Below are 17,599 nucleotides of genomic sequence, written 5' to 3' on the forward strand. Positions count from 1 at the left end.
GACGTGCGGGCGCTGACGACGGCGCAGGTGTCGGCGCTGACGACCAGCCAGGTGGCGGGTCTGAGCACGGACAACCTGAACGCGCTGTCGAGCGCGCAGGTGACCAAGCTGTCGAGCGCGCAGGTCCAGGCGCTGACGACGACGCAGCTGAACGCGCTGACGACGTCGGATGTGCGGGAACTGAGCGCGACGCAGGTGGCGCAGCTGACGACGGCACAGGTGTCGGCGCTCAGCACCACCAACCTGAACGCGCTGAGCACGGCGCAGGAGGCGGGTCTGACGACGGCGCAGGTGTCGGCGTTGACGACCGATCAGGTGTCGGCGTTGACGACGGCGCAGGTGACCACCCTGACGACCAGCCAGGTGAAGGCGCTGACCACAGACCAACTGAACGCCTTGGCCACGGCCACGGTTCAGACGTTGGGCACGGCGCAGGTGTCGGCGCTGACGACGAGCCAGGTGTCCGGGATCAGCACCGACAACCTGTCGGCCCTGAACAGCGCCCAGGTGTCCAGCCTGACCAGCGCCTTGGTTCAAGCGTTGACATCCAGCCAGTTGAACGCCCTGACCTCCTCCGACATCCGTGAGTTCACGGCGGCGCAGATCAGTCAGCTGACGACGGCGCAGGTGTCCACGCTCAGCACCAGCACCGTCTCCGCTCTCAGCACCAGCCAAGTGTCCAGCCTGACCAGTGCCTTGGTCCAGGCACTGACATCCGACCAGATCAACTCTCTGAGCACGGCGGATGTACGGGCGCTGACGACGGCGCAGGTGTCGGCACTGACGACCAGTCAGGTCTCCACCCTCAGTACGGATAATCTGACCGCTCTCAGCAGCGCGCAGGTTTCCAAGCTGACGACGTCGCAAGTGCAGGCGCTGACGACGGACCAGATCTCCTCGCTGGGCACCACGCAAGTATCTGGCCTGTCGACCAGTCAGGTGAAGGCGCTCAGCACCAGCCAGCTGGGGGCGTTGACCACGACGGACGTCCAGTCGCTCAGCACCGTGCAGGTGGCCGCACTGACGACCAGCCAGTTGGCTGGCCTGACGACGAGCAACCTGTCGGCCCTGAGTAGCAGGCAGGTCGCGGTTCTGAGCAGCAGCCAGGTGCAGTCACTGACGACGGATCAGATCAGCTCGCTGACGACGGACGATGTTCGGGAGTTCACCACCAGCCAGGTGGCGGCGCTGAATACGTCCCAGATCTCCGGGTTCACGACCGATCAGCTGTCGAACCTGACGACGGCACAGGCCAGCGTGTTCACCTCCGCCCAGGTCCACGCGTTCTCGACCGATCAGGTCAACGCCTGGCTGGTCGGCCTGTCGGGGTAATAGGGACTGACGATACGGTACCGGGAGCCAGAGGCTTCCCGGTACCGTCATGGACCAAGTATCGGGGATTGAGGGACGCTGGACGCAGTGTTCCTTGATTGCCGGTACTTTTCTGGTCCTTATTCACAGGTTGGTGGTGCGCGTCATCCTCGTTCGGACGGCGTTCCAGCCAGCGCGGGGTTGGGAGTATGGGTAACGATCCGGTTTCGACGCGGCCGATAGGAGGGGGGGCAAGTACGCCCACCTACTCCAAGGCCACGCCCGCGACCCGGACGGACTCCGATTTCCAAAGAGCTCTGAGCAAGACGGGTGTTGGCGCGGCGGTCGACCCGGCGAGGGGCGGCCAAGCCAGCAGTCCGGTGACGGATACCGTCCGGATCACGCAGCAGACCATGCTTTCCGGTCTCGCCGCGTATAGTATGGCGGCACAGGCATCCCCCGCGGTGCCGGGGTATCAGCGGCCGGCGGTCAGGGTTGGAGACAACGTGACGACGAAGAACGACAAGTCTGAGAAAGGGGCCTTTCGGCTGTCGCCGTCAAGGGAGCTGCAAGGGCGCACCGCGTATGCCAAAGCCCTGCAGACCCAAACGGCCGTTTCCCAGACCGCGAATACCCAGTCCGGCGACACCCCTGCGACGCCGGTGACCAGCACCGCGCCGGCGGTGGCGGCCGAGGCGTCGTCGCCCGCTGAACAGGAAAAAGTTGCGGATCGCTCCTCCATAAACATCGTGTTATGATTCCTTGCGATATTGGCTTTATCTTCAGGAATTAAGAATACCTGACGATATTTTACTTCTGGATCATCAACCGTGCCCTCTGCCGCTTCCGCTACAAATCAGGCACCGCTCCCGACCGCCGACATCGTCAAATATCTTGCGGCCAGAGACTGGAAAATTCCTGCGGGGGTGGAGGAAAAGGCTTTCCGATACCTGATTGGCCAGATGGATTTCGGCGGCCTGCTTGGATTGGTCGATGCCGCCCGCGCGCCGGCGCCCTGGATGACACCCGCGTCCCTCTATCGCCTATGGCTTGATGAGACGCCGAGCGATGTCCCCCTGCGCCATGCGGCCTACTTCAATCTCGGCGTCGAACTGGCCAATCTCGGCGATGTGGCGGAGGCGGAGGCCGCCTACAACACGGCGTTGACGCTGAAGTCGGATTTCCTGATCGCCGCCATCAACCTGGGCCTGATGGCGGAACATCAGGGTCGCAATGACGACGCCCTCGAGACGTGGCGCCGGGTCGTGCAGCCCGATGACATGCGCACCACCCTGCTGAACCAGCGTGGCCGCCTGTTGGAGCGGCTGGGCCGCTTCGACGAGGCGGAGCGGGAACTGTTCCGCAGCCTGTTGACCGTGCCCAACCAGTCCGACGCCCTGAGCCACTGGCTGCACCTGCGCCTGAAGATGTGCGCCTGGCCCGTGTTCGAGCCCATCCCCGGCCTGACCAAGGACGAGGTGGTGGCCAGCGCCGGCGGCCTTTCGCTCATGTCCCTGTTCGATGAGAATGGCGTGGTGAACCGCTGGGTCGAGCGCTGGTCCGGCCGTTTCGGCGCGCCCCAGCACCTGGCGCCGGCGGAGGGCTATGACCGTCAGAAGGTGCGCATAGGCTATCTTTCGTCGGACTACAACCTGCACCCCGTCAGCATGCTGATGGTGGAACTGATCGAGAAGCATGACCGCGCGCGGTTCGAGGTCTACGGCTACGACATGGGCCTGGACGACAACAGCTATCTGCGTCATCGCATCCTGGGGGCCTTCGACCAACGGTTCCGCATCGCCGAATTGAACGACGACCAGGCGGCCGAGCTGATGCGGCAGCACGAACTGGATATCCTGGTAGACCTGAACGGCCTGACCGATGGGTCGCGCCCGGGCATCATTCGACGCAAGCCGGCGCCGGTTCAGATCACCTATCTGGGCTTTGTCGGCTCCCTGCCCATTCCGGAACTGGACTACGCCATCGTCGATGATTTCGTCGTGCCCCCCGAACTGGCCGGCGATTTCCATCCCAAACCGCTGTACATGCCGGTCTGCTATCAGTCGAACGACAGCAAGGCGCCGGTTGACCCGTCGCCATCGCGGGAAAGCGTCGGCCTGCCCGGGGACAAGTTCGTCTACACCTGCTTCTCCAACACCTACAAGATCACCGAAGAGATCTTCGAGGCATGGATGCGCATCCTGGGGGAGACGGAGAATTCGGTGCTGTGGCTGCTGGCGCGCACGCCCTGGGCCCGGCAGAACATGCTGGCCAGGGCGGCGGCGCGGGGCATCACGCCTGACCGGCTGATTTTCGCCGGTCCCGCCAGTCCGGCGCAATACCTGGCCCGCCTGCCGTTGGCCGACCTGTTCCTGGACACCTACCCCTACAATTCCGGCACCACGGCCAGCGACGCCCTGCGCATGGGGCTGCCGCTGGTCACCCTGTCCGGCAAGACCTTCGCGTCGCGCATGGCGGGCAGCCTGCTGCGCACCGTGGGTCTGGCTGGGGGCATCACCGAAAGCATCGACGACTATGTCGCCCTGGCGGTGAAGCTGGGCCGTGACGCGGAAGCGTACAAGGCCTTCCGTGACACGTTGGCGGCGGGCGAAGCGTGGCGTCGGACCCTGGGCGACACGGACCGCTTCGTCCACGACCTGGAGGAACGGCTGCTGTCCATCCGGGTCAGGCCCGCCCAGGCGGGTTGAGGGCTGGCATGGCCTCGCGTGTCGTGGGGCGCATGAACAGGTGGGTGTCCGGCGGTGCCGGTCCTTGCCGCCAATATCGGTGGGGCGCATGGGAAAACTGCATCATTTCGACCTGAGAAGTTTGTTGGACAGCCACCACTGCCGGGTCTACATCGAGACCGGCACCGGGGCTGGTGACAACCTGCTGCACGCCGCGTCACTGGGGTTCGAACGGCTGTTCTCATCCGAAGTCTCACCGGAGATCGCCGACCGTGCGCGTCAGCGCCTGGCGGATGTGCCCCAGGCCCAGATCCTGACCGCGACCAGCGAGGACGTGCTGAAGACAGTCCTGCCGCTGATCCCGGCGGAGGTGCCGGTGCTCTACTGGCTGGATGCGCATTTTTCCGGGGGTGAGCCTCAACCGGGGGGCAATGCTGACCCGGCCGACCTCAACATGCGCATCCCGCTGGCGCGTGAAATGCGGCTGATCCGCGACCTGCGTTCCCGCAGCCGCGACGTCATCCTGGTGGACGATTTGCGGATTTACGAGGATGGGCCCTTCGCTGGCGGTCCCATGCCCGACCATGCCCAAACCCTGGCGTTCTATGATCGCAACGTCGATTTCGCCTTCCGTCTGTTCCGGCATACGCACACCATCGCCCGTGACTACGGCGACGAAGGCTATCTGGTCCTCAAGCCCCGGTGATCCGCATCGGGTGGGCCGGGCCCTATCGACGCACGGGGCCGGTAAGGCCCCCCAACCTGTCTTTTAACCTCCACGCGTCCCAGGGACGCCCCGCAGGCGGAGTAGTGTGATGGCGGATGAAACGACCAAGCAGATGCTGCGCCGCGCCTCGGACGGGCGCTTCGCGCGCCGCTGGATCGTGGGGGAGGGGATAGACATCGGTTGTGGCCCGGACCCCCTGGGCAAGCTCAAGGACTACTTCCCCCTGATGACATCCACCAGGCCTTGGGACCTGCCGGATGGCGACGCCATGCTGATGGAGGGGGTGGCGGACAACAGTTACGACTTCGTCCATTCAAGCCATTGCCTGGAGCATCTGGTCGATCCCGTGCGGGCGCTGGCCAATTGGATCCGTATCTGCAAGCCGGGTGGGCACCTGATCATCACCATCCCGGATGAGGATCTCTATGAACAGGGCGTGTGGCCGTCCCTGTTCAACCAGGACCACAAATGGACGTTCACCATCCTGAAGCCGCAGAGCTGGTCGCCCAAGTCGATCAGCGTCGTGCAACTGGTGGATTTGTTCAAGGATGAGGTCGAGATCCTGAAGCTGGAAAAACTGGATTCCGGTTTTCAGTATGATCAGCCGCTGCGCGACCAGACCCTGAAGGGCACGTCGGAATCCGCCATCGAGTTCGTGTTGCGCAAGCGCGACAAGGGCTGGGGCCTGGCCGCCGCCACGGACAATGGCGCCGCCCGCTTCGCCCAGGTGGCCCGCCGCCATGACATCGACGCCAAGTTCGCCGAGGCCATCGGGCTGCACCAGCAGGGCCGGATGGCGGAGGCCTATGCCGCCTACAAGACCATCCTGGTGGCCGAGCCGGAAAACCTGGCGGTCATGAACAATTTGGCCCTGATCGCCCCGTTCGATGAGGCCGAGCCTTTGCTGCGCCGGGCGTTGGAGGTCAACCCCAATTATGTCGACGCGCTGATAAACCTGGGCAACCAGCTGGTCGCCAACCAACGGGCGGAGGAAGGGGGGCAGGTGTTGCGCCGTGCCCTGGCGGCCGCGCCCACCGACCCCCGGGTGATCAGCGCCCTGCTGCAGGCCTATGACGCGCTAGAGGCGTATGAGGACGCCGTGGCGCTGCTGCTGGAAAATGGCGCGATGCTCAACAACCTGGACGATGTCTACTGTCGCATCGGCAAATACTATGAGCATCTGGGCCGCACCGACGACGCCTTGCGCCACCTGGAAAAGGCGCTTGCGATCAACCCGTCCCACGTCGAGGCGCACATCTATTCCGGTCGCCAGCATCTGAGGAAGGGCGATTTCAAGCGCGGGGCCGAGGGTATCGCCTGGATTTGGCACGGCCGCATCCCGGACAGCCAGATCGGCTTGTTCGTGGACGAGGCGGGCCAGGGTGTGCCGCAAACCGGGCGGACCATCGTCCTGTCGGCCGACAGCGGCCTGGGTGACACGGTGCAGTTCGTGCGCTACGCCCGGCCGCTGAAGGCGCTGGGCGCCCGTGTCATCGTCGAATGCCAGCCGGAACTGCGGCGTCTCATCGCCGGCATGCCGGAGGTGGACGAGGCGGTCGCCGTCGGTGAGCTGGCCAGCGGCTTCGATGTGCGCTTGCCCCTGCACAACCTGATGGGCGCCTTCCGCACCACGCTGGAGACCATCCCGGCCGAGGTGCCCTACCTTGCCGCCCCGGCGGACGAGGCGGCGGAGTATGCCCGGCGCCTGGCGTCCCATGGCGGCCTGCGGGTGGGCCTGTGCTGGGCCGGCAATCCCACCCATCCCCGAAATGGTAGCCGCTCCGTGGCGCCGGACCAGCTGGCGCCGCTGTTGGCTCAGGCCGGGGCGACCTTCTTTTCCCTGCAGAAGGGGGGGGATGGGGCGGCCCTGGGCCTGGTGGACTGGACGGCCGAGTTCGCGGACATGGGCACCACGGCGGCCCTGGTGCAGGGCTTGGATCTGGTGATCAGCGTCGATTCCGCCGTGGCGCATCTCGCCGGCGCGCTGGGCCGGCCGGTATGGCTGCTCAACCGTTTCGACAGCTGCTGGCGCTGGCTGGAGGCGGGAAGGACGACCAGCCCCTGGTACCCGACCCTGACGCAGTTCCGCCAGCCGACGGCGGGCGATTGGGCGCCGGTGGTGGCGGCCGCCTCGGCCGAGCTGGCGCGGATGGTGCAGGGGCAGGGGGGCGGGAAGCCGGCCCCCGGCCGGCGTTCGGCCAAGCGCTGACGAAGGATCGCAGGCCGCCATGTCCCGTCAGCCCGCCGTCACCGTCATCATTCCCACGCACAAGCGCGCCCATTTGCTGCGTCGCGCCCTGGTGTCCGTCAAACAGCAGCAGGCGGCGGTGGAGGTCATCGTCGTCTCCGACGCCACGGATGGCGATACGGACCGCGCCTGTGCCGAGTTGCTGTCCGCCGATGACATCTACATTCGCCGCAACGGCCCGCCCGGCCCGTCGGCCAGCCGCAATCTGGGCCTGGGCCTGGCCCGCGGGCGCTATGTCCTGTTCCTGGATGATGACGACGCCTGGCATGCCGGTTTCATCCCGGGCCTGCTGGCCCAGCCGGCGGTGCAGCAGGGCCTGCCGGTCTATGCCAATGCCTCCGTGGTGACGGAGCGTCGGGGCCCGGAAGGGCCGCAGATCTTGGAAGAAGGCATGCTGGATCTGGCGGGCGTGCTGACGGACGACATCTTCGTCAAGAACCAGGTGCACATGTCGTGCTGCGCCTTCCCGCGCACGCTGCTGACTGGCCTGGTGTTCGATGAGTTCATGCGCGCCTATGAGGATTGGGATTTCATGTTGGCCGTCATTGGCCGGCAACGGCCTGTGCATGTGCCGGTCCTGGGCTCCCGTATCTTCGAGGTGAAGGACGCGACGACGGACCGCCGGGGCGACAGCCGCCAGGCCAACGACTATAACGTCGTGCTTGATTATCTATATGTTTACCGCCGCCAACCGGCGCCCACGCCGGACACCGCGGCGAAGCGGGTGGCGCTGATGAGCCGTCTGGGCGTTCCGGCCACCCAGGGCATGGTGTGAGCCGATGACGCCGCAGACACCCGAGTTCGACGCCGTGGCCGGCCGCATCGTCTTCTGCCTGTGGACCGGGCCGGAGATCATGTCGGATGCCCGTATGCGGGCGCTGTGGACCATATTCCGCAATACCGGCTGCGCCGTCGCCTTCATCACCCGGGACACCGTGGCCGACTGGGTGAAGCCGGGCTTTCCCCTGCATCCCGCCTGGCCGTATCTCAGTTCCACCCACAAGGCGGACTATCTGCGCTGCTATCTGATGCACCATTACGGCGGCGGCTATACCGACATCAAAAGCACGTCGAAAAAGTGGGGGCCCTTCTTCGACCAAATCGCCGGTTCCGACAAGCTGGCCCTGGGCTATCAGGAACTGGCCCACGGCATCCCGCACATCACCGGTGATTTCGGTGACCTGTTGCGCCGCTCCCATCACGAGCTGATCGGCCTGTGCGCCTTCATCTTCAAGCGGGGCACCCCCCTGACCGCGGCCTGGCTGGCGCGGACCGAGGCGCTGTTGGATGCCAAGCTGCCGGAATTGCAGCATCACCCGGCCATCCATCCCCTGGACCAGACCGGCATCCTGCTGCCCGACGGCACGCCTTCGCCCTATCCCCTGCGCTGGGCCGAACTGTTGGGGGAAATCTTCCACCCCTTGACCTATGAGCACCGCCACCAGCTGCTGCTGTTGCCCATCGAGCCCAGCTTCGCGTCGTATCGCTGAAGGGCGCGATCAGACCAACGGTTCCTGTGCGCCATGGCGGATGTGCAGCACCGTGACCACACGGGAATGATGATCGGCTGCGTAGATGATCCGGTAAACGTCAGGCCTGCGGCCATAGAGAAGATGGCGCAAGTCGGGATTCTCCGGAATGGCTGGGCAGCGCGTCGGCAATTCTTCAAGGCTCAGGATCGCGCTTTCAAGACCACTGAACCATAGCTGCGCCAGCGTTGAATTGGCGGCGTTTATGGTTTTATAGAGGCGCCGAAGATCCCGCTGTGCGCGGGGGGCGATATCAACCCGGTATTCCATATTCTTCGCGCAGCTCGCTGAATATGTCACGGGCCGGGCGCGCTTGACCATTCGACAATTCAGCGAGGCCTTGCCTGATTCCCTCTTCGGCACTGGCCTGCGCGGCAAGATCCAGCAGGTGCTGATAGGCTTCGGCATCCTGTATTACGGCCGCCGCGCGCCCATTCACCGTCAGGATCATGGGCCGCTTGGTTTCTTTAATGTGCTGCATGAACTCAGCCGAGTGATTACGGAATGTTGTCATCGGCTGAATGTCTTTTGTGATGTCCACAGGCAGGCTCCTTCTCAGCACCTTACCTTATAAGGTACTCTCAATGTCGCGTTGACCCAAGCCCTCACGTGCGGAACGTGGCCGTCCATGATGGCGCACTCTTGCAAAGAAAAAACCATTCGGCGGCGCAATTGGACCTATCCGGTACATGATTTTGACAGGGCGCCGGCCCCTATGGTCCCATGCACCCGCGACTTCGGACAGAAGAAGTCGGAACGACGGGCGCTGAGGTCACGGGTTCTTCCAAAGCCCGCGATCCTCCTTCTCGCACGGTGATTTTGACGGTGGCGGCCTGGTCCCCGCCCGATCATCAGGCTGCCCATGACGCGGGCGGCAAAGGGGGTGCCATGCCCCCACCTCAACGACAATGCCCGCCGGTACCATGGGGACCGAAGGCGGGCGCACGCTAGGGAAACGGAAAACGCACGCGATGATGAGACACAGCCTTATCTCCAGGACCCTGAAGGCCGGCCTGCTGGCCGCCGCCATCGGCTTGCCCCTGGTTCTGACGTCCGAACCAATGGCGTTCGCGGCGCAAAAGACAGCGCCGGCCGCGAGCTTGATGCACCGGGATGACGCGGATTTCCAGGTACTCTACCCCGGCATCTACAGCGCCAAGGAAAAGGAGGTGGTGGCCAAGTACCTGGCGGACAACCAGGCGCTCAAGGATCGCGGTCCCATCGACGTGCAGGCCCTGGTCCACGGCACCCTGCCCAAAGACACGCCCGGCGTGGGCCCGGTGGTGCACGCGACCGAGGCCTGGGTGCGCTACGACAACGACAAGTACGACCCCAAGGATCCCATCCGCAGTGATGCGCAGTACGCGCGCAAGATCGGCTTCCAGGACATCCTGGCCTATCCCACCTTCGCCACCAACGATGACATCTACATGGTGCCGTGGCCGGTGCAGGGGCGGGACAAGCTGCTGGTCAGCGAACTCAGCCACAGCGTCACCACCTACAAGCCGATCTACCCGGGTGACGACCTGTACCTGGTGGCGAACGAACGCACAGTGACGGATCTGACCCCGCCGACCGGGTCGACCTACCGCAGCATCGCCATCCAGACCAAGGGCAGCGTCTATAACCAGCGCGGCGAGAAGGTGAACGACGTCATCTTCCGGGTGACGGAAAACATCCGCGTCTACAAGGACCCGTCCAAGGCGCCGGCCAACCCCGGCTTCGGCGACATCTGGGTGGCGCCCGATTGGCTGTCGCGCCCGGCCCATGTCTACAGTGACCAGGACTGGGTGAAGATCAAGGACATCTGGTCCAAGGAGAAGCGCCGGGGGGCGGAACCGCTGTATTGGGAAGACGTCAAGGTGGGCGACCAGCCGGCCTGGACCCTGGACGGGCCCATCGAGGCCTCCGTCATGCCGATCAAACCCTGGGGCATGGGGGCTGGTGGCTCCCGCACCCTGAAGGCGGAGATGCTGGACCCGGCAGTGGCCAAGACCCTGGTGCGCGGCGCCAAGGACGGCATCTATCGCCTGCCCAACCCGAAGGACGAGATCCCGGCCCTGCCCGAAATGGCGGCGGGGGAAGGGCCAGCGCCAGCCGGGGCGATCGACACCACCGACATCCACAAGGACGGGGCCAAGCGCTCCCCCCTGGTGAACTTCATGGGGCGTGATTTCGCCATCCGCCAGATCACCAACTGGATGGGCGACCGCGGTTGGCTGGAAACCCTCCGCTGGTCCATCATGGATGCGCGCACCATGGCCGACCATGGCTACCCCGTGCCGCATAATCCCGACGCCGAGCATTGGCTGGACCGGGTGCCTTTCCTGAAGGGCAAGTACGTCAACACCCATGGGCTGACCCAGGACGTGGCCATCGTGAAGTCCTACGTCACCGCCAAGTATGTGCGCGATACCAAGCACATGGCCGATCTGGTGTGGTGGATCGAAACCATCGACGGCCACGTCTTCGAGGAAGGCATGGCCAGCGTCGTCCTGCCGTCCAAGGCGGGTGCCTAAAAGGCGCTATCAAAAACCCAGGAACCCGGTCGCCGTCGGTGGGTTTCTGGGAGCCCCCGCGTCTGTTCTGGCAGGCGCGGGTTTCATCCTCCTTCCTACCCGCCTTGCGCGCCCGGTTCGCTCCCCTGATCGAACCGGGCTTTCTTTTGGATGCGGGTCATGCCAGCCGCGCGCTATCTTCGGTCCCCTTGCTGATGCTGGCTGGAGCGCCCAGGTGACCCATTCCCCGTTGCCTCCCGATCTGGAGACCCCGCTGTTGCTGCTGGATGAAGGGCGGATGGATGCCAACATCGCCCGCATGCAGGCGCGCATGGGGGCGCTGGGTGTCCGCTTCCGCCCCCATGTGAAGACCGCCAAGTGCCTGGAGGTGGTGCGGCGCCAGGTGGCGGCCGGCGCCCGGGGGCTGACCGTCTCCACCTTGAAGGAGGCGGAGCGCTTCTTCGCCGCCGGCTACGGCGACATCCTCTACGCGGTGGCCATCGCGCCGCCCAAGTTCGACCACGCCCTGCGCCTGGCCAAGGCCGGCATGCGCCTGACCCTGGTGGTGGAATCGGTGGCGACGGCCGAACGGTTGTCGCGCCATGGGCGGGATAACCGGCACACGCACCAGGTGCTGATCGAGGTCGACACCGACGGCCATCGCTCCGGCATCCGGCCGGACGACCCGCTGCTGCTGGAGGTGGCGGCGGTGCTGGTCGTGGATGGCCAAGGCGGCGCCCGCCTTGGCGGCGTCATGACCCATGCCGGCAGTTCCTATGGCCTGAACACGCCCGACGCCCTGGCGGCGATGGCGGAGCAGGAGCGCGCGGGCTGTGTGCACGCGGCGGAGCGGTTGCGGGCGGGCGGCCATGCCTGCCCGGTGGTCAGCGTCGGGTCCACGCCCACGGCGCTCAGCGCCCGCCACCTGGAGGGGGTGACGGAGGTGCGGGCCGGCGTTTATGTCTTCTTCGATCTGGTCATGGCCGGGGTCGGGGTCTGCGCCCTGGACGATATCGCCTTGTCCGTGCTGTGCACCGTGATCGGCCACCGCGCCGATACGGGCTGGATCATCACCGACGGCGGCTGGATGGCCATGAGCCGTGATCGGGGCACCCAGCGTCAGGCCAAGGACCACGGCTATGGCCTGGTCGCCGCCATCGATGGCTCGCCCATCCCGGACCTGGCCTTCCGCGACGCCAACCAGGAACATGGCGTGCTGCATTGGACGGGCGGGGCCGGGGTGGATCTGGCCCGGCGCTTTCCCATCGGGACCCAGCTGCGCATCCTGCCCAACCACGCGTGCGCCACCGGTGCCCAGTTCGACGCCTACACTGTCCTGCCCAAGGATGGTGGCGCGATCCAGCGTTGGGACCGCTTCAACGGCTGGTGAGGGCCGCTTTACCGCCGGAAACGACGGTCGCGATAGTGCGGTGGCCGCTTTTCCAGCCCGGCGCGCAAGGCGATGCGCCAGTTGGGCCCAAGCAGCAGGCGAAGCTGGATGCCACGCTCCGCCGCGAAGGCGCCCCGGGCGCTGGCGGTCCAGGCCCGCTGGAACAGGGCCTTCACCCCCGCCGTCACGTCCGGTGACCGGGTTGCCAGATCAGCCGCCAGCGCTCGCGCCGCGACCATCGGGTCGTCCGCCACCTCGGTGACCAGGTTCAGGGTCTTGGCCTCCGTCCCGTTGATGATCTGCGCGGTCATGGCCAGGCGCTTGGCCACGTCGATGGGCACCAGTTCGCGCAAGGACACGCTGCCGCTCATGTCCGGGATCAGGCCCCATTTGCTTTCCATCACCGACAGCTCGCAGTCGGGCGTGGTGATACGGAAGTCGGCGGCCAGGGCCAGTTGCAGGGCGCCGCCGTAACAGCGGCCGTGCAGCGCGGCGACGACCGGCACCGGCAGGTCGCGCCAGCACCAGCAGGCGCGCTGGAACAGGTTGGTGGCCCGGCCGAAGGTCAGGAAGGCCCGCACCACCGCCCACGGCCGCTTGGTCACGGCGCCGAAATCCAGCCCGGCGCTGAAGGCGGCCCCGTCACCACTTAGGATGACGGCGCGGATCTGGGGCTGGTGCCGGATGGCGGCGGCGGTGTCCACCAACTGGCGCAAGGTTGTCAGGTCCAGGGCATTCAGCTTTTCCGGCCGGGTCAGGCGGACATGGGCGATGGCGCCCTGAATGTCCAGGGCGACCCTTTGGGGTGCCGCCGCATCATTGTTGGCCATGGTTTCTTCCCCCCGTCAGATCGCCGCCGCCAGGCGGCTGCCCTGGTTGATGGCGCGCTTGGCGTCCAGCTCCGCCGCCACGTCGGCGCCGCCAATCAGGTGCACGGCGATGCCGGCGGCCTTCAGCGGTTCAAGCAGGTCGCGCAGCGGTTCCTGGCCGGTGCACAGCACGATGGTGTCGGCCTCGATCAGCGTCGGGTTCTCGCGCTTCTCGCCGAAGGTGATGAACAGGCCGCCCGCGTCGATGCGCTCGTAATTCACCCCGGCCAGCATGCGCACGTTCTTCATCTTCAACAGGCGGCGGTGGATCCAGCCGGTGGTCTTGCCCAGGCCCTTGCCCAGGCCGCCGGGCTTGCGTTGCAACAGGGTGACCTCGCGCGCCGGCGCCGTGATCTCCGGCCGGGTGACGCCGCCGCGCACCGTGGCCGGGTCGGTCACGCCCCATTCCGCCTGCCAGGCGGCCAGGTCCAGGGTGGGGGAGGGGGCGTCCTGCACCAGATATTCGCTGATGTCGAAGCCGATGCCGCCGGCGCCGATGACCGCCACGCGGCGGCCCACCGGCTTGCCGTGGCGCAATACGTCCAGGTAGGTCAGCACCCGGCCGCTGGCGATGCCCGCCTCCTGGCCCGGGATGTGGGGATCCCGGGGGGTGACGCCCGTGGCCAGGATGACCTCATCAAATCCGGCGGCGATCAGGTCCGGGGCGGTGGCGGTCCGGTTCAGGTGCAGGGTGACGCCCGTCAGGTCGATCCGCCGGCGGAAATAGCGCAGGGTCTCGTGGAATTCCTCCTTGCCCGGGATGCGCTTGGCCATGTTGAACTGGCCGCCGATCTCCCCCGCCGCCTCGAACAGCTCCACGGCGTGGCCGCGCTGGGCCGCCACGGTGGCGGCGGCCAGGCCGGCCGGCCCGGCGCCCACCACCGCTATGCGTCTTGTCGCCACCGCCGGGCGGTAATTCAGCTCCGTCTCATGGCAGGCGCGGGGGTTCACCAGGCAGGTGGAGATCTGGGCCTTGAAGGTGTGGTCCAGGCAGGCCTGGTTGCAGCCGATGCAGGTGTTGATCTCATCCGCCCGGCCGGCGGCCGCCTTGGCAACGAAATCGGCGTCGGCCAGCAGCGGCCGGGCCATGGACACCATGTCGGCGCAGCCGTCCGCCAATATTCGCTCCGCCACCTCCGGTGTGTTGATGCGGTTGGTGGTGACCAGGGGGATGCCGACAGTGCCCATCATCTTCTTCGTCACCCAGGCGAAGGCCCCCCGGGGGACGGAGGTGGCGATGGTGGGGATGCGCGCCTCATGCCAGCCGATGCCGGTGTTGATGATCGTGGCGCCCGCCGCCTCCACCGCCTTGGCCAGCCGCACCACCTCCTCCCAAATGCTGCCGTCGGGGATCAGGTCCAGCATGGACAGGCGGTAGATGATGATGAAGTCGGGCCCCAGCGCCTCACGCGTGCGGCGGACGATCTCCACCGGCAGGCGCATGCGGTTCTCGTAAGACCCGCCCCAGGCGTCGGTGCGCTTGTTGGTGTGGGTCACCAGGAACTGATTAATGAAATAGCCTTCGGACCCCATGATCTCCACGCCGTCGTACCCGGCCTCCCGCGCCAGCAGGGCGCAGCGGACGAAGGCGCGGATTTGCCGTTCTATCCCCCGGGCGCTCAACGCATGCGGGGTGAAGGGGCTGATGGGTGACTTGACGCGCGAGGGGGCGACGGCGAAGGGGTGATAGCCGTAGCGGCCGGTGTGCAGGATCTGCAGCGCGATCTTGCCCCCCTCCGCATGCACGGCCTCCGGGATGGGGCGGTGGCGGCGCGCGGTGGAGGTCAGCGCCAGCGTGCCGCCCAGCGGCTTGGTCCAGCCGGCGATGTTGGGGGCGAAGCCGCCGGTGACGATCAGGCCCACCCCGCCCCGCGCCCGTTCGCCCAGATAGGTGGCCAGCCGATGCAGGTTCCGGCGGCTGTCCTCCAGCCCGGTGTGCATGGAGCCCATCAGCACGCGGTTGCGCAATTGGGTGAAACCCAGGTCCAGTGGCCGCAGCAGATGGGGATAGGGGGTGGTCATGGTGGGGCGCCCGGTTCTTATTATGCAACTTGTTGCATGATGGGCCAGCGGCGGCCTTTCTGCAACTGGTTGCATAAACCCGGACGGGGCGGGTAGGGTCGGGGGACGATCCGCCGGATGAGGTTCCATGTCGCTGCCCCACGCCCTGCTGACCGCCCTGCTGGAACGGCCCTGCTCCGGCTCCGAACTGGCTGGCCGCTTCGACCGCTCCATCGGCTTTTTCTGGCAGGCGACGCACCAGCAGATTTACCGGGAGCTGAAGCGGCTGGAGGAATTGGGCTGGATCACGGCCCTGGCGCCGGAGGCCGGCCGGGGCCGCAAGCGCGCTTATGAGGTGCGGCCGGCGGGGCGGGAGGAACTGCGCCGCTGGACCGGCGAGGTGCACGAGCCCAAGCCGCTGCGCGATGAGCTGATGGTGCGCCTGCGGGCGGAGGCGGTGATCGGCCCCACCGACCTGGTGCGCGACATCGAAAGCCGCCTGGCCCTGCACCAGGACAAGCTGGCCCTCTATCGCGAGATCGAGGGGCGCGACTTCGCCGAGGGCGTCCCCACCCGCCAGCGGGAATTGCACCATCTGGTGCTGCAGGCCGGCATCATGGCGGAAACCCTGTGGGTGGACTTCTGCCGCAAGGCGATTGGGGTGCTGGTGGCGGATGATGCCGCCAAGGGCAAACCCTAACCCAACCGCCCGCGCGAGGTGGTGGCCGCCATCTCCTGCAAATCCAGCTCATATTCCAGCACGTGCAGCACGTCGTCGTGGATGCGGCCGGTGCGGTGCAGGCGCAGGATCTCGGCGCGGCCGGCGGCGATGGTGGCCAGCACCACGTCGTAATGCGCGGTACGGTCGGCGGTCAGGGTCTCGCGTTCCTTGGAATAGCGTTCGGCCACCCGGGCGCGGTGGGTGTACTGCTCCAGCAGGCGGGGGTGGCGGGTGCTGCCGTCGGGGTTGTAGGCGCGGGCGCGCACCGCCTCCAGCTGGGCGGCGCTGACGGCGGCCATGGCTTGCGGGGCGGTCAGCACCTGGCCGTGGTGCGCCACCGACCGGTCCAGGTCCAGCCAGCGGATCAGGGGGCCCAGGCTGCCGCCCTGGATCAGCACGGTGCCCAGGATGACGGCGAAGGCGGCGGCCAGGATCAGGTCGCGGCCCGGCACCTCGATGGGGATGGACAGGGCCACGGCCAAGGTCACCACGCCGCGCATGCCGGCCCAACCGAGCAGCAGGGCGCTGCCCGGCGACCAGGGCGCGCGGCGGCGGGTCACCAGGCACAGCAGCTGCGTCACACCCTCGGCGGCGAACACCCAGACGAAGCGGGCGACCACCACGGCGGCCACCACGGCCAGCACCGGCACCGCCAAGGTTTCCAGGGCATGTTCCACGCCCCCCAGGCGGGCCATCACGCCGCGCAGCGACAGGCCGATCAGGATGAAGACCAGCGCCTCCAGCACGAACACCATCACCTGCCAGGCGGCCGTCGCCATCAGGCGCACGCCGGCGGTGAACACCTCATGCTGGTGCCAGCCCAGCACCAGGCCGGCGGTGACGGTGGCGATGACGCCGGACACGCCCGCCGCCTCGCCGCAGATATAGGCGGCCCAGGGCAGCAGGAAGATGGCGGTGATGCTCAGATGCTCATTCTTCAGCAGGCGCAGGCCCTTGACCCAGGGATAGGCCAGGGCGCCGCCGACGATGGCGCCGCCCACCGACAGGCCGGCGAAGGCCAGGGTGGCCTGGCCCAGGCTGAAGGTGCCGGTCAGCGCCGCCGCGATGGCGAAGCGGAACAGCACCAGCCCCGCCGCGTCGTTCAGCAGGCTTTCCCCCTCCAGCAGCACGGTCAGGCGGCGGGGCAGGGTCACACGCTCCAGCACCGCCTTGGCCGCCACGGCGTCGGGGGGCGAGACCACGGCGCCCAGGGCGAAGCACACCGCCCAGGGCAGGTCCGGCACCACCAGATGGGCCACCACGCCCACGGCCAGGGTGGTGAACAGCACCGCGCCAATGGCCAGTTGCAGGATGGCGCCTAGGTTGCGCCGGAACTCCCGCCAGACGGTGTAGTAGGCGCCGTCCATCAGCAGGGGCGGCAGGAACAGCACCAGCACCAGGTCGGGGTCAAGGTCGAAGGCCGGCACGCCGGGCACGAAGGCCAGGCCCATGCCGCCGATGATCAGTGCCGCCGCCGGCGGCAGGCCCAGCCGTCCGGCCACCAGCCTCAGGCCCAGGATGGCCACCAGGAGCAGCAGGATGAATTCGAACTGCCCGACGCTGCTCATGGTTCCGCTGCTCATGGTCCCTCGGATTCGTTGGGCGGGAAAAAGGTTTT

14 protein-coding genes and 1 pseudogene are annotated in these 17,599 nt (G+C 66.8%); 10 read left to right on the top strand and 5 right to left on the bottom strand.

Annotation, left to right across the window (positions count from 1 at the left end; all coding sequences use genetic code 11):
- The 7 genes and pseudogenes from FHS74_RS20895 to FHS74_RS20925 form a co-directional block, all read left to right on the top strand.
- Positions 1-1,332: pseudogene (locus FHS74_RS20895) on the top strand (beta strand repeat-containing protein); the annotation flags it as partial.
- A 188-nt stretch (positions 1,333-1,520) separates the two neighbouring features.
- Positions 1,521-2,069, top strand: coding sequence for a hypothetical protein (locus FHS74_RS20900; protein ID WP_184804591.1), 549 nt, complete (start codon positions 1,521-1,523; stop codon positions 2,067-2,069).
- Positions 2,070-2,273: 204 nt separating this feature from the next.
- On the top strand, positions 2,274-4,019 hold the full coding sequence (locus FHS74_RS20905; protein ID WP_246463270.1) for an O-linked N-acetylglucosamine transferase, SPINDLY family protein: 1,746 nt from the start codon (positions 2,274-2,276) through the stop codon (positions 4,017-4,019).
- An 88-nt stretch (positions 4,020-4,107) separates the two neighbouring features.
- Positions 4,108-4,704: a hypothetical protein gene (locus FHS74_RS20910; RefSeq protein ID WP_184804597.1), complete on the top strand. Its 597-nt coding sequence runs from the start codon at positions 4,108-4,110 to the stop codon at positions 4,702-4,704.
- Between the two features lie 109 nt (positions 4,705-4,813).
- Positions 4,814-6,934, top strand: coding sequence for a tetratricopeptide repeat protein (locus FHS74_RS20915; protein WP_184804599.1), 2,121 nt, complete (start codon positions 4,814-4,816; stop codon positions 6,932-6,934).
- A 19-nt stretch (positions 6,935-6,953) separates the two neighbouring features.
- Positions 6,954-7,748, top strand: coding sequence for a glycosyltransferase family 2 protein (locus tag FHS74_RS20920; RefSeq protein ID WP_184804602.1), 795 nt, complete (start codon positions 6,954-6,956; stop codon positions 7,746-7,748).
- Positions 7,749-7,752: 4 nt separating this feature from the next.
- Positions 7,753-8,463, top strand: coding sequence for a glycosyltransferase family 32 protein (locus FHS74_RS20925; protein WP_184804605.1), 711 nt, complete (start codon positions 7,753-7,755; stop codon positions 8,461-8,463).
- 9 nt (positions 8,464-8,472) lie between these two features.
- On the opposite strand, the gene FHS74_RS20930 is transcribed toward FHS74_RS20925, so the two are convergent.
- The gene (locus FHS74_RS20930; RefSeq protein ID WP_211106455.1) at positions 8,473-8,772 is read right to left on the bottom strand and encodes a type II toxin-antitoxin system RelE/ParE family toxin; all 300 of its coding nucleotides are present in this window, start codon (positions 8,770-8,772) and stop codon (positions 8,473-8,475) included.
- Complete coding sequence (locus tag FHS74_RS20935) at positions 8,756-9,043, bottom strand: type II toxin-antitoxin system prevent-host-death family antitoxin (protein ID WP_184804611.1); 288 nt, start codon at positions 9,041-9,043, stop codon at positions 8,756-8,758. The genes FHS74_RS20930 and FHS74_RS20935 overlap by 17 nt, the downstream gene beginning before the upstream one ends.
- Positions 9,044-9,473: 430 nt before the next feature.
- Between FHS74_RS20935 and FHS74_RS20940 the strand changes: the two genes are divergently transcribed.
- Positions 9,474-11,021 carry a hotdog family protein gene (locus FHS74_RS20940; RefSeq protein ID WP_184804614.1) on the top strand — a complete coding sequence of 516 codons (1,548 nt, stop codon included), beginning with the start codon at positions 9,474-9,476 and terminating at the stop codon, positions 11,019-11,021.
- Between the two features lie 214 nt (positions 11,022-11,235).
- Positions 11,236-12,390: an alanine racemase gene (locus FHS74_RS20945; protein ID WP_343066981.1), complete on the top strand. Its 1,155-nt coding sequence runs from the start codon at positions 11,236-11,238 to the stop codon at positions 12,388-12,390.
- Positions 12,391-12,398: 8 nt separating this feature from the next.
- Here the strand turns inward: FHS74_RS20945 and FHS74_RS20950 are convergent, their stop codons facing one another.
- Both FHS74_RS20950 and FHS74_RS20955 read right to left on the bottom strand, forming a co-directional pair.
- The gene (locus FHS74_RS20950) at positions 12,399-13,220 is read right to left on the bottom strand and encodes a crotonase/enoyl-CoA hydratase family protein (RefSeq protein WP_184804616.1); all 822 of its coding nucleotides are present in this window, start codon (positions 13,218-13,220) and stop codon (positions 12,399-12,401) included.
- 15 nt (positions 13,221-13,235) lie between these two features.
- On the bottom strand, positions 13,236-15,281 hold the full coding sequence (locus tag FHS74_RS20955; protein WP_184804619.1) for an oxidoreductase: 2,046 nt from the start codon (positions 15,279-15,281) through the stop codon (positions 13,236-13,238).
- A 127-nt stretch (positions 15,282-15,408) separates the two neighbouring features.
- On the opposite strand from FHS74_RS20955, the gene FHS74_RS20960 reads away from it, so the two are divergent.
- A complete protein-coding gene (locus tag FHS74_RS20960) occupies positions 15,409-15,960 on the top strand; it encodes a PadR family transcriptional regulator (RefSeq protein WP_184804622.1) in 552 nt (183 codons plus the stop codon).
- On the opposite strand, the gene FHS74_RS20965 is transcribed toward FHS74_RS20960, so the two are convergent.
- Positions 15,957-17,549 (bottom strand): Na+/H+ antiporter, encoded by a 1,593-nt coding sequence (locus FHS74_RS20965; RefSeq protein WP_184804625.1) that lies wholly within the window; start codon positions 17,547-17,549, stop codon positions 15,957-15,959. The two genes, FHS74_RS20960 and FHS74_RS20965, sit on opposite strands and share 4 nt — an antisense overlap.
- Between the last annotated feature and the right edge of the window lie 50 nt (positions 17,550-17,599).

The sequence above is a fragment of the Nitrospirillum iridis genome, from assembly GCF_014205765.1.
GTDB classification, from domain to species: domain Bacteria; phylum Pseudomonadota; class Alphaproteobacteria; order Azospirillales; family Azospirillaceae; genus Nitrospirillum; species Nitrospirillum iridis.

Bases quoted from the DNA above. Each gene is read 5' to 3' on its own strand.
- FHS74_RS20900 (WP_184804591.1), top strand. From the start codon at position 1,521: ATGGGTAACGATCCGGTTTCGACGCGGCCGATAGGAGGGGGGGCAAGT.
- FHS74_RS20905 (WP_246463270.1), top strand. From the start codon at position 2,274: ATGGATTTCGGCGGCCTGCTTGGATTGGTCGATGCCGCCCGCGCGCCG.
- FHS74_RS20910 (WP_184804597.1), top strand. From the start codon at position 4,108: ATGGGAAAACTGCATCATTTCGACCTGAGAAGTTTGTTGGACAGCCAC.
- FHS74_RS20915 (WP_184804599.1), top strand. From the start codon at position 4,814: ATGGCGGATGAAACGACCAAGCAGATGCTGCGCCGCGCCTCGGACGGG.
- FHS74_RS20920 (WP_184804602.1), top strand. From the start codon at position 6,954: ATGTCCCGTCAGCCCGCCGTCACCGTCATCATTCCCACGCACAAGCGC.
- FHS74_RS20925 (WP_184804605.1), top strand. From the start codon at position 7,753: ATGACGCCGCAGACACCCGAGTTCGACGCCGTGGCCGGCCGCATCGTC.
- FHS74_RS20930 (WP_211106455.1), bottom strand. From the start codon at position 8,772: ATGGAATACCGGGTTGATATCGCCCCCCGCGCACAGCGGGATCTTCGG.
- FHS74_RS20940 (WP_184804614.1), top strand. From the start codon at position 9,474: ATGATGAGACACAGCCTTATCTCCAGGACCCTGAAGGCCGGCCTGCTG.
- FHS74_RS20950 (WP_184804616.1), bottom strand. From the start codon at position 13,220: ATGGCCAACAATGATGCGGCGGCACCCCAAAGGGTCGCCCTGGACATT.
- FHS74_RS20955 (WP_184804619.1), bottom strand. From the start codon at position 15,281: ATGACCACCCCCTATCCCCATCTGCTGCGGCCACTGGACCTGGGTTTC.
- FHS74_RS20960 (WP_184804622.1), top strand. From the start codon at position 15,409: ATGTCGCTGCCCCACGCCCTGCTGACCGCCCTGCTGGAACGGCCCTGC.
- FHS74_RS20965 (WP_184804625.1), bottom strand. From the start codon at position 17,549: ATGAGCAGCGTCGGGCAGTTCGAATTCATCCTGCTGCTCCTGGTGGCC.